The 16,533-nt window shown below is 59.5% G+C and carries 15 protein-coding genes and 1 pseudogene; 8 read left to right on the plus strand and 8 right to left on the minus strand.

Annotated features, from left to right (window positions below; all coding sequences use genetic code 11):
- Nucleotides 1-55: 55 nt before the first annotated feature.
- On the minus strand, nucleotides 56-1,300 hold the full coding sequence (gene lysA / locus HB780_RS11065; protein ID WP_183687671.1) for a diaminopimelate decarboxylase: 1,245 nt from the start codon (nucleotides 1,298-1,300) through the stop codon (nucleotides 56-58).
- Between the two features lie 60 nt (nucleotides 1,301-1,360).
- On the opposite strand from lysA, the gene HB780_RS11070 reads away from it, so the two are divergent.
- The 4 genes and pseudogenes from HB780_RS11070 to fhuB all read left to right on the plus strand — a co-directional run bounded on the left by HB780_RS11070 (nucleotide 1,361) and on the right by fhuB (nucleotide 5,792).
- On the plus strand, nucleotides 1,361-1,642 hold the full coding sequence (locus tag HB780_RS11070) for a hypothetical protein (RefSeq protein WP_183687673.1): 282 nt from the start codon (nucleotides 1,361-1,363) through the stop codon (nucleotides 1,640-1,642).
- A 455-nt stretch (nucleotides 1,643-2,097) separates the two neighbouring features.
- Complete coding sequence (locus tag HB780_RS11075; protein ID WP_183687674.1) at nucleotides 2,098-2,910, plus strand: ATP-binding cassette domain-containing protein; 813 nt, start codon at nucleotides 2,098-2,100, stop codon at nucleotides 2,908-2,910.
- Nucleotides 2,900-3,807, plus strand: a pseudogene (locus tag HB780_RS11080) (iron-siderophore ABC transporter substrate-binding protein). The gene HB780_RS11075 and the pseudogene HB780_RS11080 overlap by 11 nt, the downstream one beginning before the upstream one ends.
- Nucleotides 3,807-5,792 (plus strand): Fe(3+)-hydroxamate ABC transporter permease FhuB, encoded by a 1,986-nt coding sequence (fhuB, locus tag HB780_RS11085; RefSeq protein WP_183687676.1) that lies wholly within the window; start codon nucleotides 3,807-3,809, stop codon nucleotides 5,790-5,792. The pseudogene HB780_RS11080 and the gene fhuB overlap by 1 nt, the downstream one beginning before the upstream one ends.
- 58 nt (nucleotides 5,793-5,850) lie before the next feature.
- Here fhuB and HB780_RS11090 read toward each other — a convergent pair whose 3' ends face one another.
- Both HB780_RS11090 and HB780_RS11095 read right to left on the minus strand, forming a co-directional pair.
- Complete coding sequence (locus HB780_RS11090) at nucleotides 5,851-6,243, minus strand: GFA family protein (RefSeq protein WP_183687678.1); 393 nt, start codon at nucleotides 6,241-6,243, stop codon at nucleotides 5,851-5,853.
- 190 nt (nucleotides 6,244-6,433) lie between these two features.
- Entirely contained in the window at nucleotides 6,434-8,623 is a 2,190-nt protein-coding gene (locus HB780_RS11095) for a TonB-dependent siderophore receptor (RefSeq protein ID WP_183687680.1), read from the minus strand.
- A 307-nt stretch (nucleotides 8,624-8,930) separates the two neighbouring features.
- Here HB780_RS11095 and HB780_RS11100 point away from each other — a divergent pair, with 307 nt between their 5' ends.
- The 3 genes from HB780_RS11100 (at nucleotide 8,931) to HB780_RS33005 (ending at nucleotide 11,117) form a co-directional block, all read left to right on the plus strand.
- Nucleotides 8,931-9,833, plus strand: a complete 903-nt coding sequence (locus HB780_RS11100) for an alpha/beta hydrolase (RefSeq protein WP_183687682.1) — start codon at nucleotides 8,931-8,933, stop codon at nucleotides 9,831-9,833.
- A 139-nt stretch (nucleotides 9,834-9,972) separates the two neighbouring features.
- On the plus strand, nucleotides 9,973-10,749 hold the full coding sequence (locus HB780_RS11105; protein ID WP_183687684.1) for a cyclase family protein: 777 nt from the start codon (nucleotides 9,973-9,975) through the stop codon (nucleotides 10,747-10,749).
- A 197-nt stretch (nucleotides 10,750-10,946) separates the two neighbouring features.
- Nucleotides 10,947-11,117 carry a hypothetical protein gene (locus HB780_RS33005; RefSeq protein ID WP_286202918.1) on the plus strand — a complete coding sequence of 57 codons (171 nt, stop codon included), beginning with the start codon at nucleotides 10,947-10,949 and terminating at the stop codon, nucleotides 11,115-11,117.
- 87 nt (nucleotides 11,118-11,204) lie between these two features.
- Here the strand turns inward: HB780_RS33005 and maiA are convergent, their stop codons facing one another.
- Genes maiA through hppD form a run of 4 tightly spaced genes read right to left on the minus strand, consistent with a single transcriptional unit; the run spans nucleotide 11,205 to nucleotide 15,426 of the window.
- Nucleotides 11,205-11,837, minus strand: a complete 633-nt coding sequence (gene maiA / locus HB780_RS11115) for a maleylacetoacetate isomerase (protein ID WP_183687686.1) — start codon at nucleotides 11,835-11,837, stop codon at nucleotides 11,205-11,207.
- Nucleotides 11,830-12,858, minus strand: coding sequence for a fumarylacetoacetate hydrolase family protein (locus HB780_RS11120; protein ID WP_183687688.1), 1,029 nt, complete (start codon nucleotides 12,856-12,858; stop codon nucleotides 11,830-11,832). The genes maiA and HB780_RS11120 overlap by 8 nt, the downstream gene beginning before the upstream one ends.
- 37 nt (nucleotides 12,859-12,895) lie before the next feature.
- A complete protein-coding gene (gene hmgA / locus HB780_RS11125; protein ID WP_183687690.1) occupies nucleotides 12,896-14,257 on the minus strand; it encodes a homogentisate 1,2-dioxygenase in 1,362 nt (453 codons plus the stop codon).
- A gap of 59 nt (nucleotides 14,258-14,316) precedes the next feature.
- A complete protein-coding gene (gene hppD, locus HB780_RS11130; protein ID WP_183687692.1) occupies nucleotides 14,317-15,426 on the minus strand; it encodes a 4-hydroxyphenylpyruvate dioxygenase in 1,110 nt (369 codons plus the stop codon).
- 130 nt (nucleotides 15,427-15,556) lie between these two features.
- Between hppD and HB780_RS11135 the strand changes: the two genes are divergently transcribed.
- The gene (locus HB780_RS11135) at nucleotides 15,557-16,036 is read left to right on the plus strand and encodes an Lrp/AsnC family transcriptional regulator (protein ID WP_183687694.1); all 480 of its coding nucleotides are present in this window, start codon (nucleotides 15,557-15,559) and stop codon (nucleotides 16,034-16,036) included.
- A 17-nt stretch (nucleotides 16,037-16,053) separates the two neighbouring features.
- On the opposite strand, the gene HB780_RS11140 is transcribed toward HB780_RS11135, so the two are convergent.
- Nucleotides 16,054-16,515: an Lrp/AsnC family transcriptional regulator gene (locus tag HB780_RS11140; RefSeq protein WP_183687696.1), complete on the minus strand. Its 462-nt coding sequence runs from the start codon at nucleotides 16,513-16,515 to the stop codon at nucleotides 16,054-16,056.
- Nucleotides 16,516-16,533: the final 18 nt, after the last annotated feature.

Consider the following 16,533-nt stretch of genomic DNA (forward strand, 5'->3'; position numbering starts at 1 on the left):
GCTGACGTTGTGCATTCATCAACGCCAGCACGTCTATTACAGGCTTGTCGCAGGCCTAAACGTTCTCGAGCTCAAGCAATTCGTCCAGCGTCTGGCGCCGGCGGATCAGCCTGTGTTTTCCTTCGTCCAAAAGCACTTCGGGAGCATAGAGCCGGCTATTGTAGTTCGAGGACATCGTCGCCCCATAGGCGCCTGCGCCATGGAACACCAGGAAGTCGCCGACATGGGTTTCCGGCAGATCCCTTTTCTCCACCGTTCCGAATTCCGTCTGCGTGAACACATCGCCCGATTCACACAAAGGGCCGGCAACGACGGTCGGCAGGGTGACGGCCGAGCGATCGCCGGGCGTGGGACCAGGGATGACGGATATATGGTGATAGCTGCCATACATCGCCGGTCTGGCGAGGTCACTGAAACCGGCATCAACCAGCGTGAACAGGTTCTGGCCCATGGTCTTGACCGCCCTCACCTCCGCAAGCAGCACGCCGGAATCCGCCGTGAGGAAGCGTCCAGGCTCGATCTCCAGGCGGATCGGATGCTTGAAGTGCGCCTCGACCTGCCGCCGCGCCTCATCCCAGAGCGAGAAATAATGCGTGGGGTCGATCTCCTCCTCGCCTTCCTTATAAGGAACCGAGAGGCCGCCGCCAGCGGAGATCGCCTCGATGTCGATGCCAAGATCGCGGCAGAAATCGACCATCGCCCCGCAGACACGCTGCAGATGACCGTAATCGACGCCGGAGCCGATATGCATGTGCAGCCCGACAAGCGTCAGGGAATGAGCGCGCACGGCAGAGACTGCCTCGTGCAACTGTTCGAACCAGATGCCGTGCTTGCTGTTTTCGCCGCCGGTGTTGGTCTTGTTGCTGTGGCCGTGTCCAAAACCAGGGTTGACGCGAAGCCAGACCCTGTGGCCGGGAGACCGCTCCCCGAGCTGATGCAGCATGTCGATCGAGCCGATATTGACCTCGATCTTGTCGGCAACGACCCTGTCGAGCATCGCACGATCGAAGACATCGGCGGTGAAGACGATTTCCGCCGTATCGGATGTGCTGCCTACCGCATAGCCCGCTCGCACCGCACGCTCGATCTCGCCGAGCGACACGGCGTCGACGAAAACGCCAGCCTTGTGCATTTCCCTGAGAATATGGATGTTCGAACAGGCCTTTTGCGCAAAGCGGATCACGTCGAAGGCCGATAATTGCTTGATGCGGCGGCGGATGGCTTCAGCGTCGTAGACCCAGAGGGGCGTCCCATATTCGGCGGCGAGCGTGGTCAGGGTGTCGTTGGAAGGGATGGTCATTTTCTCTCGGTCGGTTGGGGCTGAGGCTTGGCAATACGCCGGAACAATAATGCGGGCGGAATGCCGTTGTCACTCTACCCGCTTCGTAATGCAAATCAGAATTTGAGGCGTCGTCGCTTATTTTGCTGCGGCAACGGGGACCTACTCCAGATCCGCAATAATGCTCTTCGCATCATGAAAACCGACATTGAGACGGATCGTCCGGTCGTTGACGCTGAAGCGCGCGAAGACGTTCGCGGCACCCCGGATCAATCGCTCAAGGATATCCCGTTCGTCTCGCGCGAGGAACTCGACAGGCTTTCCGCGCGTGAAACACGGCTCAGTCAATACAACTTAAATTAGCTAAACCCTAGAGCCGCACTGACGTGTTTCGCTCATTCCAAAGCAAGCTGCTTCGGAGAAGTTGCCATGGGCCGTTGCAAGCTTCTGAAAAAGGGAAACCAGCTTTTCAGCATCGGAAGTTGCCCGTGATGATGACGGATTATTTCAATAAAATCTAACGAAATTAATATTATGTCTGAAATTGAACAAGGAAGTCCGCGCGCCCTCTTTTTTATGTTGAATATTGTTATCATGTTTTTTAGAGTATACCAAGCCGGGATACATTAAAATGCAATTTTAGATTGTATATGGAGCCCGACATGGTCGTCAATCCTTCACAATCAATATCGAATGAATAGCTCAAAGCAGTACTCCTCACCTACCCTAAACTATCGGCTGGCGCCCGGCGGGTTACCGATCAGCCGCCGGAATGCGGATCGCCCGCATCCATCCCGTCATCTTCCACGAGGACGACCATGAAATACGAAACGGCCGTCGAGCCTTCCAACGAGAGGCCCGCCGTCTTTACCACGGAGAAACTGCGTTTTGACGTGGATGGACGAACCATTCTTCATCCGCTCGACCTGAGCTTCAGGGCCGGGGAAATCTCGGGGCTGATCGGCCATAATGGCTCGGGGAAATCCACCCTGATCAAGCTGCTGGCCCGGCAGATCCAACCGAGCAGCGGCCGGGTGCTGTTCGACGGCGCACCTGCCGGCTCCTACGATGCGCGCGCCTTCGCCCGCGCCGTCGCCTATCTGCCGCAGGACACAACCTCGGCCGCCGGCATGACCGTTAGGGAATTGGTGGCGTCCGGCCGCTACCCCTGGCACGGGGCGCTCGGCCGCTTTACTGACCTCGACCGGGAAAAGGTCGAGACCGCCCTGCGGCTGACCCATGTCGACACATTGGCCGGCCGTATGGTCGACACGCTGTCCGGCGGCGAGCGCCAGCGGGTGTGGATCGCCATGCTGATCGCGCAGGATAGCCGCTGTCTTCTGCTCGACGAGCCGACCTCCGCTCTCGATATCGCGCACCAGATGGAGGTGCTGGGCCTCGTGCACGAGCTGTGCCGCACCAAAAACCTGAGCGCCATTCTCGTCCTCCATGACATCAATATCGCATCGCGTTTCTGCGATCATCTCTATGCCCTGAAGGCGGGACGGCTGATCGCCGCCGGCCCGTCCGCAAGCCTGATGAAAGCGGAAACTCTCCATGCCATTTACGGCGCGGACATGGGCGTCACCGCCCATCCCGTGCACGGAACCCCGCTCGCCTATGTCATCTGACGGACCTCTCGACATCTTCAGGCTGTCGCGCCGCGACGCATTGATCGCCGCCGCGGCAATGTTTGCCGTTCCACGGATCGGTCACGCGGCATCGCCAATGTCCGGCCCGATCGTCTCGCTGGATTACGGCCTGGCTTCGACCCTTCTGGCGCTCGGGGTGACGCCGGCTGCCATCGTCTCGCTTGCCGATTGGGACAAATGGGTGGTGGAACCGAAAATGCCATCCGGTGTCGTTGATCTCGGGACCGCCTGGGAGATCAATCTTGAAATCCTGGCGAGCCTCAAGCCGGCCCTGATCCTGACGACACCCTATCTGGCGGCTCTCAAATCGCGCCTCGAGCCGATCGCGCCCGTCCTGGAGCTGACGATCTATGCCGAAGGGGGGAGGCGTTGCCCCGCTCCATCGAGGCGACCAAGGTGCTGGCCACGGCGATCGGCCGCGAGCCGCAGGCGGCTGATTTCCTCGCAAGATCGGAGCAGTTCTTCGATGATTGCGCCCGGCGGGTCCGACAGATGTCACCGCCGCCACTGGCGCTCGTCAGTTTCGTCGATCAGCACCATGCCCGCATCTATGGTGGCGCAGGCCTCTACCAGAACGTCATGACCCGGATCGGCCTGAAGAACGCCTGGACGGGCAGCGGCAACTTCTGGGGCTTCGAGACGATCGGCATCGAACAACTGGCATCGCTCGACCAAAACCTGCGGCTGATCGTCTTCGAACCGCTCATTCCCCCCAATATCCTGTCCGGTCTGGAGGAGAGCCCCTTGTGGACCAGCCTGCCCTTCGTCAAAGCCGGGCGGATCTCGGTTCTCCCCGGCTCGCTCATGTTCGGCATGGTGCAGGAGGCGGAGCGCTTCGCCGGCATTCTGCTTGACCATCTCGAGAAGGCGGCCTGATGCGTATCCATTCGGACAATAGCCTCGGCGCACCGGCCGTAGGGATCGGACTTCTGCTGCTCGCCAGCCTGCTCGCCTGGCATCAGGTCTCGCCCGATCTTTCGCGCCTGACAGCGCAGGACGTCGGATATGATCCGCGCCGGATGCTGCTTCTTTACTCAACCCTGCCGAGGATCGTCACCGCGCTAATTTCCGGCGCGGCACTGGCGTTGGCCGGAAGCCTGCTCCAGCAGGTGTTGCGCAACCCGCTTGCCTCACCGACGACGCTCGGCATCTCCGCCGGCGCGAACCTCGCACTCGTCGCCGCTATGCTCGCCTTTCCAGCCCTTGAAGGGTTGAGCCGCGACGCAGTCGCCCTGTTCGGCAGTGCGGCGGCGGCAGCCGTCGTCTTTCTGATCGGCGCGCGGCGCGGTTTCTCGCCTTTCGCGCTGGTACTTGCCGGGTTGATCGTCAGCGTCTGGAGCGGCGCGCTCGCCGCCATCCTCGTCCTGATGAACGACCGCTATCTCTCGGGCCTGTTTATCTGGGGCGCGGGCTCGCTGGCACAGCAGAGCTGGACGGTCCCGATATCGCTGCTTCCAAAGATCGCGGCTCTAGCAATCCTCGCTACCCTGATGGCGCGACCGCTGTCGCTGATGGAACTCGGAGACAGCGGCGCCAGCGGGCTCGGCCTGTCGGTCAAGCGAACGCGCATCGCCGCCGTCTGCATCGCCATCGCGCTCGCCGCAATCGTCACCAGCGCTGTCGGCGTCATCGGCTTCATCGGCCTCATCGCTCCCGGGATTGCCCGCCTTGCCGGCGCACGGCAAATGAAGAGCCAGCTTAGCTGGTCGCCGCTGATCGGCGCCGGGTTGCTGCTTCTGACCGACGAGGCCTTGGCGCTTTGGACCACGACGTCTTCGACCTTTCTGCCGACGGGGGCCGTCACCGCGTTTCTCGGCGCGCCTTTGCTACTGCTGATGCTGCCGCGCCTTCGGATAACACAACGGGGCGAGCCAGCCTCTCCGGAGGCGAGAGGCAGGTTCGAACACGTCTCGCCCGCCCTCATTGCTGCAGCAAGCATCCTTCTCCTCGTCATCGTCGCCGGTGCGATCTTCTTCGGACGCGCGCCGGATGGCGCATGGAATATTCTTGCCTACGTGCATTGGCCGGATGTGCTGCCCTACCGCCTGCCGCGCGTCATCGCCGCCTTTGCCGCCGGCATGATGCTCGCGGCGGTCGGCTCGATCCTGCAGCGCCTCACCGGCAACGAAATGGCAAGTCCGGAAGTTCTGGGCATATCGGCCGGCGCGACCATCGGCGTGACCGCCGCTCTCTTTCTCTTGGCCGCACCCGGCATGGCCGCTCAGCTTGGCTTTGGTGGCCTCGGCGCACTCGCCGTTCTGATCGCCATCTTCATCTTCAGCATGCGGTCCGGTTTTGCGCCGGAGCGTGTCCTGCTGACGGGGATCGCGCTCGGAGCGATGCTGGATGCCTCGATCAGCGTTCTCGCGGCAAGCGGCGATCCCCGCGCCATGACGGTCATGCAGTGGATGAGCGGATCGACCTATCTGGTCGACACGCCGAAGGCGGCCGCGGCCGTGATCGCCGCGATCATCGGACTGACGCTCGCGTTTCTTGCCCGTCGCTGGCTCGACCTGCTACCGCTCGGCCCGCAGGCGGCACAGGCGATCGGCATTCGCGTTAATCTCGCGCGGGGTTGCCTGTTTTCGCTGGCAGCCGCCATGACCGCCGCCGCCACGCTCGTGGTCGGCCCCTTGAGCTTCATCGGCCTGATGGGTCCCCATCTGGCGCGCGAGCTTGGAATGCGGCGCGCCATGCCGCAGCTTGCCGGCGCAGCGCTGGCCGGCGGAGGACTGATGGTGCTTGCCGACTGGTTCGGCAGAATGATCGCCTTTCCCTATCAGATCCCGGCGGGCCTGGTGTCGGCGCTGGTCGGAGCGCCGCTGCTGCTGATCCTGCTCCTTCGAAGAAAGAGAGCATGATGACCAAGGCGTCTCTCTGTCGCGGTTGATGAAGAATCCCACGCAGGTGACGTGCGACCTACTCCTCTGAGCGGCTCGTGTCGTCACGATCGCCTTCGTATCGTCTGGTGAGTGGGAACGGCGGCAACCAGGACTCGCGACGGACGGTCCAGAGTTCGTAGGTTGGCATCAGTTGGTCAGGGGCATCCAGGGACCCCAAGTTCACTTCGATTTCATCTGCCGTGCGTGCGAAAACGGACGAGCCGCAGCGGGGACAGAAAAAATGCCCGGCGTAATCGCGTGTTTCGCCATCAACCGTCACCGCATCCTGGGGGAAGATCGCGGAAGCGTGAAAAAGGGCGCCATGATGCTTGCGGCAGTCGAGACAGTGACAAAGGCCGACCCGATATGGGAGCCCCGACGCCACAATTCGGACGTTGCCGCACAGGCAACCGCCCGTGAATCGCTCCATGCTGCATCTCCTCCAAGATCAAGCGAGCGGCCTATTTAAAACGAACATCACAGTCATTGCAATTTTCCACTGCACGCGGGATGCGTCGTTATTAAGCAGTGGGTCGATAGGGATCTTCGCTTTCAGGCGGATAGAGCCTGGCCGCACTCGACGCGTCGCCCTCTACATAAAGGGCGACGCGTAAATCACATTACCAGCGATATTTGAGCGAAGCGGTGAGGTTGCGCCCCTGGCCCAGGTAGCAATAACCTTCGTTGCACACCGTCAGGCGGCGGTTGGCGATATTGCGGACATCCAGTGATGCGGTCAGGCCTTTGTACTTCTTATCAACAGCCCCAAAATCGTAAGAGAGCGCCGCATCCAGATAGAAGCTTGCATCGTTCTTGTCGGTGTTGGCCGTGCTGGTGTAGGTCTTGCCCGTGTAGCGAATGCCGGTGCCGACCGTGAGGCCGTTTGCAGCCGTATCCTCCTGGAAGGTATAGTTCGACCACAAGCTAACAATATTCTTCGGCGTAACCGCGGGTGCGTTACCGGTGTCGTCGCCGGCAGTGATTTCGGAGTGATTGTAGGCATAGGCCGCAATCACATCCCAACCGTCTGTGACGTTCGCCTTGGCCTCCAGCTCAATACCCCTGTTGGTGACCTCCCCGAGCGAGGCATAGACAAGTGTCAGCGGATCGACCAGGACAGGCTTGTTCTTCTCGACGAGGTTATAGGCAACCGCAGACAGCAGAATGTCGGTGCCCGGCGGCTGATATTTCACACCCAGCTCGTATTGCTCACCCTTCGTGGGATCCAGAATTTGGCCGGAGGCGGATCGCTGTGTGACCGGATCGAAGGAGGTCGAATAGCTGGTGAAGGGCGCAATGCCATTGTCGAAGAGATAAAGCGCACCGGTTTGGACTGAAAATGCGTTCTTGCTGAGGCTGTCGTCGGTGCTTGTTCCGGAGGATACGTAGGTCGTATCTGACGATTGCTTGACCCAGGTCTGACGCCCGCCAAGCGTGAAGCGCCATTTGTCGAGTTCGATCTGATCGAGGGCATAGGCGCCGATCTGCTGCATGCTGGCGCCGACCCGGCTGTAGTTATAATCCGGCGTCGGGCCGGATACCCCATAAGTCGGATTGTCAATATCGAAGTCGTAGGCCGCGCTGGCCGTCGAATCGAACCCATACGCGAAGGAATCGTTCATACGGGTGTAGTCCAAGCCGAACAGCACGGTATGGGCTGCCGGACCGGTATCGAACTTCGATTCAAGCTGGTTGTCGACCTGGAAGACGTTCACTGTATCGCTGATTGCACTCGCGCCGCGATGAGCGACATTACCGGTCCAGCCGTAGACGCCGAGATAGCGCGCTTTCAGATCCAGATGAGAATAGCGCAGATTTTGGCGGAAGGTGAAACCGCCATCAAATTCGTGCTCGAACTGGTAGCCGACCTGCTGCTGGCGGGTCTTCTGATAGTCATAGTCCGGATCGCTCGCGCGCAAATTGAGAACATTGCCATCGGGGCCGGTCAGCGCATCGACATTCGCATCGCCTTCGGTGGACTGTGCCGAGCCGTAGACCGTGAATTTCGTGGCTTCGTCCGGCTTGAAGGTGAAGGACGGCTGTATGAAATAGCGATCATCGGCAATATCGAAATTGGTGTCGCCCTTTCGCGCAAGACCGACGATCCGGTACAGCATGCTGTCATCGTCCTGATTGACCCGGCCACCGAAGTCGAACATCGTCTGGGCGCGGTCCGACGTTCCATAGACGACCCCCACCTCCCGGATCATCTCTTCCGTCGGCAGCTTCGAAATCTTGTTGACGATGCCGCCCGGCGAGCCTGGGCCATACAACACGGATGTCGGCCCCTTGATCACTTCGACCCGGTCGAGCGAATAGGGATCCGTGCGGAACATCCCGTAATTCATATAGGGTTGACGCAGGCCGTCGCGAAAATCACCCGTGGTCGTAACGTCATTGCCGCGGATATTGACCTGATCGAAGCGTGGATCGAAACCATAGGAGCCGGTCTGGACGCCGGCGGAATAGCGCACTGCCTCGATGATGTCCTGAGCGCCGCGCTCTTCCAATTCTTTTTTAGTGATCACGGAAACGGATCGCGGCGTCTCGACCAGCGGCGTGTCGATCTTCGTGGCGCCCTTGCTCTTCTTGGCTGTGACAGTCGTATTGTCGGAGGCATCGCTTGTGCCACCGCTGACGACGATCGGCGCAAGCTGGGTCGCATTGCCCGTGCTGGCGTTGGTTGAGGAATCCTGGGCAGCAGCAGTCCCACTCAATGCAAACACAGTGACAAGCGCTGTCGTCGTGCGCGTCAGATAGAATCTATCTCTATTTAAAATATTGATATCGTTAAATGATTTAAACACCATGACGAACTCTGCCCACCCCGCATTGAAAAGATGGCGCAAACTAGATCGTCATATCGGCCTTCGTCAAGAATACATGATTATAATAGTCATCTTTTTCTTGTTGCTGATTTCGAGTGCGCCGATCCCGCTTAAAAAGGTCCCGGTAGGAAACGAACGGTCTTGCCCGTTTCCGGCCCTGCGGCACAAACATCGGCTTGCCAGGGCATGGTCGAAATAATATGAGAGATTTAATCATATTTTGAGTCGGCCGCGCGTTTCACGGAGGAACCGCTCGGCTCTATCGATCGCTCGACCCTGCGGAGAAAACATGCCCAACCCGTCATCTCCCGCGACAGAGGCGTCGCTTGCGCCCGTGACGATCGCCGACGCCAGCTTTGTCGATCTCAGCTCCGGGCATGCCGGCGAACCCTACCGTATCTTTCTCTACCGCCCCGCCAAAACACCTCCGCCCGAGGGATGGCCTGTCCTGTATCTGACGGATGGCAGCGCCTGCTTCGCAACGACGGTCGATGCCCTGAAGGTGCAAGCCTCCTATCCGAACGGGACCGATGTCTGCGACGGCGTCGTCGTTGCCATCGGCTATCCCACGGATCAACCCTATGATCCGCTGCGGCGTTCCTGGGATTTGAGCCCACCGCCCGGCCGGGTCTACCCACCCTTCTTTCCCGATACACCGGATGTCAGAACAGGCGGCGCGGAGCAGTTCCTGACCTTTATCGAGGAACGATTGAAGCCCTGGGTCGAGGAACAGGTTCCCATCGACCGCTCCCGCCAGACCTTGTTCGGCCATTCCTTCGGCGGGCTGTTCGCCCTCTACGCCCTGTTTTCAAAACCGACCGCCTTCAAGCGATGGGTCGCGGCAAGCCCGGCCATATTCTGGGAAGACGCGGCAATCCTTGCGGCGGAAAAAACGTTCCTGACAGAGCATACCGCCCCCCTCGACATCGAGCTGCATCTTTCCGCCGGCCAATATGAGGGCGAGATGCTGGCGCCCTTTCACAAGGGAACGCCTGAGGAACAGAAGCGGCAGGAACGCGCCAGGGAAACCCGGACGGTGGAATATGCCCAGGAAATGGCCTCGCGACTGGCGGCCTCGGCTGCGCTGCCGGGAAAAGCGACCTTCGAAGAATATGCAGGCGAAAATCACATGTCGGTGCTTCCGGTCGCCTTGAACAGGGCGGCGCAAATTGCGTTCCGAAGAGCGAGCTGACAGCAAAAACGAGGACCTTCCACACGCGAGAGCCATCCTCGGCTTTACAATCCTCAATGACTTTTCGACCTACGGCCAGCAGGCTAGGAAATATCCGCGCTGGGCTCGGACACGGGCGGAGTTGAGGAAGAAGCAAATCATGACGCAAACCATTATCGATCTGTCGGTGCCGATAGCCAACGATATTCCGGCCGATCCCCCGATCCAAATCCCGCATATCGAATATATCGACCACAAGCAGAGCCTTTCGCAGATCCTGCCGTTCTTTCCGGGCCTGGCCGCCGAAGACCTTCCCGACGGCGAAGGCTGGGCGGTCGAGCGCATTACCCTTTCGACCCATAACGGCACCCATCTCGACGCACCCTGGCACTATCACTCCACCATGGATCACGGCCTGCCCGCGCTCAAGATCGATGAGATCCCGCTGGAATGGTGCTTTCAACCGGGCGTCAAGCTGGACTTTCGTCACTTCGAAGACGGCTATGTCGTAACGGCAAAAGATGTCGAAGCCGAATTGGAGCGCATCGGACACACGTTGAAGCCGCTGGAAATCGTCGTCGTCAACACCTCGGCGGGCAAGCGCTTCGGCCAGGATAACTATGTCGCCAGTGGTTGCGGCATGGGATATGAAGCGACCATGTATTTGCTGGAACGCGGCGTGAAGGTGACCGGCACCGATGGCTGGAGCTGGGATGCGCCTTTCGTCCACACCGCCCAAAAATATGCATCGACCGGTGACGCATCGCTGATCTGGGAAGGGCACAAGGCGGGACGGCATCGGGGATACTGCCATATCGAGAAACTGCACAATCTCGAAGTGCTTCCCTCTACGGGTTTCAAGATCAGCTGCTTCCCCGTCAAGATCGAGCGCGCCTCCGCCGGCTGGACGCGCGCCGTCGCCATTATCGACGGCTGAGTGTATGGGCAGGGCGGCTGACCAAGCAATGTCGGCCGCCTGAAAGGTCGGGAAAATCCCGGGGCTTACATCAACGCGCGTTTTCGATAAGCAAGTGACATGAGACTTCTGGCTATCAACGACCCGCATCTGGCAGCCGTACACCGGAACTTGTCCACGAGGTCTTACTGACCTTCTGGACCCTTAAGGAAGCCTATGTGAAAGCGATCGGCAAGGGGCTGGCGCAGCCGCTGGACTCCTTCGCATTTACGCTCGATCCGGTTCGACAGCGAACTGGCCGACGATCCCGCACACTGGTTTCTCCGCCGCTTCCAGCCAACACGCGACCATCTGATGGCGCTCGCACTGCATCACCCAAGACCACATGACGTGACCGTTACGACACTGGCCGCCGATTCAAGCTTGCTGCTCTCCACGGGATGACGACAGGACACTCTTGCGACGTCAAATGTCCGTTATGATCTCACACGGTCGGGATGCGCCGCCTGAAAGGCCGGCAGTTTCGCGCAGTTGCCATCGATATCGACGATGCGCTTGAAACCCGTCATGTCCACGCCCCAGCGGCGGGCATTGTAGACTTGCGGAACGAGACAAAGGTCCGCCATCGTCGGCGCATCGCCAAAGCTGAGCGCCCCGTTGAATTCGCCAAGCATCCCCTCAAGTTTGCGAAGCCCGTCCGAGATGAAGTGCTTCATCCATTCTTCGCGGGCCTCGGCCTTGCCCGTCAGAGTCATGACCTCCGCCACGACATGCATGTTGCAAATGGGATGGATGTCCATGGCGATTGCATAGGCGAGCGCCCGAACATGTTGCCGGCCGACAGGGTCACGAGGCAGCAATCCACTCTCCGGTCGCAACTCGGCCAGATACTCGATGATCGAAAGTGACTGCGTCAGCGTCTGTCCGTCGATCATCAATGTCGGCACCCGCCCCTGTGGGTTCAGCGCGAGATAGTCCGGGCTCTTATGCTCTCCGTCCAACAGGTTGATCGGCACTGTCCTATGGTCGATCCCGAGCATGTTGAGCGCGATACGGACGCGATAGCTCACGGACGATCGCCAATAGTCGTAGAGAACGACCTCATTCATTGCGGGCCGCCCCACCATAGCGTTCGACAGTCTGCTCGATCGCCCCGAAGATCGAATGCCCGGAACGATCCTTCATCTCGATTCGGACCTGATCGCCGAATTTCAGGAATGGAGTTTTTGGCGACCCGGTTTCGATCGTCTCGATCATCCTGATCTCGGCGATACAGGAATAGCCGTCGCCTCCGTTCTCGATCGGCTTTCCCGGCCCGCCGTCCAGCTTGTTGGATACCGTTCCCGAGCCGATGATCGTGCCAGCCACCAGATCGCGGGTCTTGGCGGCATGGGCGATCAGTTGGCCAAAATCGAAGGTCATGTCGACGCCGGCATTCGCCTTGCCGAATGCCCTGCCGTTCAAGCTCACGAGCAGCGGCAGATGCAGCTTGCCGCCATCCCACGCCTCGCCGAGTTCGTCCGGCGTCACCGCCACCGGAGAAAAAGCCGATGCCGGCTTGGACTGGAAGAAGCCGAATCCCTTTGCAAGCTCTTCCGCTATCAGACCACGCAGCGACACGTCGTTGACGAGCATCACCAGCCGGATAGCGTTTCGGGCGATATCAGGACCGGAACCCATGGCCACATCGCCGACAATAACGGAGACCTCGCCCTCCATGTCGATCCCATAGGCCTCATCGGCCGCCGCGATCGGATCGCGCGGCGCGAGAAAGCTGTCCGAGCCGCCTTGGTACATCAATGGGTCGACCCAGAAGCTCGCCGGCATCTCGGCATTGCGCGCCTTACGCACCAGTTCGACATGATTGACATAGGCCGAGCCATCCGCCCACTGATAGGCCCGCGGCAAGGGCGAGGCGGCATCATGCTCGTGAAACCGGATGGTCGGCTGGGCGCCTGTCTCGATCCCCTCGGCAATCAGCGCCAGTCTCGGCGCCACATGTTCCCAGTCGTCGAGGGCTGCCTGCAAGGTGCGGGCGATATGACCGACCTCGGAGCAGCGGGTAAGGTCGCGGGAGACGACGACGAGCCGGCCGTCCCGTGTGGAATCTTTCAAAGTGGCGAGCTTCATGTGCTGGTTCCAATGTCGGAGGATGCGTAGCCAGTCTTCACTTGATGCCGGGTGTCCCGTCGAACTTGCGTTCCAACCCGTCCCAGCACTCCAGATAATTGTCCTGCAGGGTCTCAAGCTCCGCCGCATATTTCGTCACCTGCTGCGGGTAGCGGGTCTCGAACATGAAGGCCATGGTGTGATCCAGCTTCACCGGCTTTAGCTCGGAATTGGATGCCTTTTCGAAGCCTGAGGCGTCCGGCCCATGGGGAAGCATCATGTTGTGCAGGCTGATGCCGCCCGGCACGAAGCCCTCTTCCTTGGCATCATACTGACCATGGATCAGGCCCATGAATTCGCTCATGATGTTGCGGTGATACCAGGGCGGGCGAAAGGTATGCTCGGCGACCAGCCAGCGTGGCGGAAAGATGACGAAATCGACATTTGCCGTGCCTGCTGCCTCAGTCGGCGCGGTCAGCACGGTGAAAATAGAGGGATCGGGGTGATCGAAGAGGATCGCTCCAACCGGGGAAAATGTCCGCAAGTCGTATTTGAAGGGCGCATAGTTGCCGTGCCAGGCGACCACATCGAGGGGCGAGTGGCCGATCTCGGTGACGTAGAACTTTCCGCACCATTTCACATGCACACGGCAAGGGGTCTCCTTGTCCTCGTATGCGGCGACCGGCGTCTTGAAGTCGCGTGGATTTGCCAGGCAATTCGCGCCAATCGGCCCGCGATCCGGCAACGTGAATTTCGCGCCGTAGTTCTCGCAGATATAGCCGCGCCAGACTTTCTGATCGCCGATGCGCAGCACCTTGAACATCATCCCCCGCGGGATGAGGCATATTTCCAAGGGCTCGACGTCCATGACGCCCATTTCGGTGAACACGCGGATAGTGCCGATTTGCGGAACGATCAGCAGTTCACCATCGGCGTTGAAGAAATAATCATCCACCATGTCCTCGTTGAAGACATAGACATGCGCGGCCATCCCCGTCTGGGTCAGGGCATCGCCTGCAACCGTCATTGTCCGCACCCCGTCGAGAAAACTCAGCTTTTCGTCCGGCGCGGGCACAGGACCCCAGCGAAGCTGGCCGAGGGGAAGCGAATGGTCATCCAGGCAGGGCGCCGATTTCCAGTGCGGATAGGCGGCGTTCGAAAAGCGCCGGGTGTGGCGCACGCTCGGACGGATGCGATAGAGCCACGACCTTTCGTTCGTCCCTCGGGGCGCGGTGAAGGGCGAGCCGGAAAGCTGCTCGGCATAGAGACCGTAATTGCATTTCTGCGGACTGTTCTGGCCTTGCGGCAAGGCGCCGGGAAGCGTTTCCGTTTCGAAGTCGTTGCCGAATCCAGGCATATATTGCAGCTTGTCTGCCACCGAGGCCTCCTTGTCCGAAGCCTGGGTTATTGTCTGGTCCATCGCTCAATTCCTCCCGAAAACTGAGGGCGACCCCACGCAGGCGCAGGATCGCCTAGAGATTACTCCGCCGCAGTACCGATCACGCCACGTTTGATCTGATCTGCCTCGATCGACTCGAAAAGGGCGCGGAAATTGCCTTCGCCGAAACCCTCATCGCCCTTGCGCTGGATGAACTCGAAGAAGATCGGGCCAATGACGGTTTTTGAGAAGATCTGCAGCAGGATTTTCGTCATGCCGCCATTCACCACACCTTCGCCGTCGATAAGGATACCATGTTTCTTCATGCGCGCGATCGGTTCGTCATGCCCGTTCACGCGTGCATAGGACATGTCGTAATAGGTCTCCGGAGGGCCGGGCATGAAGCGTAGCCCATTGTCGGCAAGCCTGTCGGTGCCTTCGTAGATATCTTCCGTTCCGACAGCGATGTGCTGGATGCCCTCGCCCTTGTACTTCTTCAGGAACTCCTCGATCTGGCTCGTATCGTCCTTCGATTCATTCAGCGGAATGCGGATCTTGCCACAGGGCGACGTAATGGCGCGGCTCACCAGACCGGTAATGCGTCCGTCGATGTCGAAGAAGTGGATCTGCTTGAAGTTGAACAGCTCGCGGTAAAAAGCCCACCACTTATCCATGTTGCCGCGAAAGACATTGTGGGTCAGATGGTCGAGATAATAGAAGCCGACCCCTTCGGGACGCGGGTCGCGTTCCCCAAGCCAATCGAATTCGGCATCGTAAACCGACCCCTTTTCACCGTAAGTCTCGACGAAATAGAGTATTGAGCCGCCGATGCCAACGATCGCCGGAACATCGAGCGCCTTGTCATTCCCCTCGTAGGGAACGGCGCCTTTCGACACCGCGTGGTCGAAAGCGTGCTTGGCGTCAACGACGCGCCAGGCCATCGACGGGGCGGCAGGACCGTGTTCTCTAACGAACCGGGCGGCATGGCTGCTAGGTTCGGCATTCAGGAGATAATTGATGCCCCCCTGGCGCCAGACGGTGATGTCTTTCGTCCTGTGCTTGGCGACCGGAACATAGCCCATGCGTGTGAAAAGCTCGCGTAGCTTCTCGGGCTCCGGATGGGCGAACTCAACGAATTCGAAGCCATCGGTACCGGCTGGATTGTCGGCGCTGATTTCCGGCGGCGGCGCATCGTGCGGAAAAGGACCCATTTTCTCCTCCAGGGAAATTTGGATTTCGACTGCGCAAAGTGTGATCCAAAATGCATGCAATGTGCTTGCATTCTTGATGATTAAGGAGAATTTTATGCACGAGTCGTGAGAGTTTCGGGGATTTTGTGCAATGGATGAACAACTCGACAAGTTCGATTTGCGTCTGCTTCAGGAGCTGCAAAAGGACGGCAGATTGACGAACAATGAGTTGGGCGAGCGCATCGCGCTTTCACCTTCACAATGCTCGCGCCGGCGGACCAGACTGGAGGCTGAGGGATATATTCGGGGCTACCAGGCCAACCTGGATAGGCAAAAGCTGGGTTTTGATATGCTGGTGGTCATTTCCGTGACGCTCGCAACCCACAACAGGGACAATGCTCAGAGATTTTCCCAGTTGATCAGCGGACTGCCGGAAGTTCTCGAAGCCTATGCGCTGACCGGTGAAATGGATTATCACCTGAAGGTAGCAACCCGTGGGCTCGCGGACCTCTCGAGGTTCGTCAACGATGTCCTGTTGCCGCACGAGAGCGTGCAGCATGTGAAGACGTCGATCGTTCTCGACACGCTCAAGACCTTTGAAGGATTTCCGGTGCTCATGCCACATGGCTGACGTGAGGATAGTCCGCGCTAAAGCGGCAGCTCGGTCGAGAATTTCAGCTCGCGCAGCACAAAGCTCGACACCACGGTGCGTACATGCGGGTTGCGCATGAGATAGCGGGTCATGAAGGCCTCATAGCTTTCCACGTCCCTCGCCCTAATCTTAAGCATATAGTCGAAGGCGCCGGACAGTGCGTAGCATTCCATGATCTCCGGCCGTTCCAGCACCACCGAAGCGAACGACGCAACCGCCTCCTCATGATGATCTTCCAGCGTCACATGCGCGATCACGCAAAGCTTGAGATCGAGTTTTCCTGGATCGAGCAGCGTCACGCGCTTGCGCACGACGCCGTCTGCTTCCAGCTCCTGTATCTTTCGCCAGGCCGAACTCTGCGACATCCCGGCTTTTTCCGCCAGCTCCGCCAGCGAAAGGCTGCCATCGGCCTGAATCAGCTGCAGAAGCTTGCGATGAAAACTCCCAGGTTCTTTCATTTTCTGCGCCAGATCCGA

Origin of the sequence: Rhizobium lusitanum (genome assembly GCF_014189535.1) — a bacterium.
GTDB classification, from domain to species: domain Bacteria; phylum Pseudomonadota; class Alphaproteobacteria; order Rhizobiales; family Rhizobiaceae; genus Rhizobium; species Rhizobium lusitanum_C.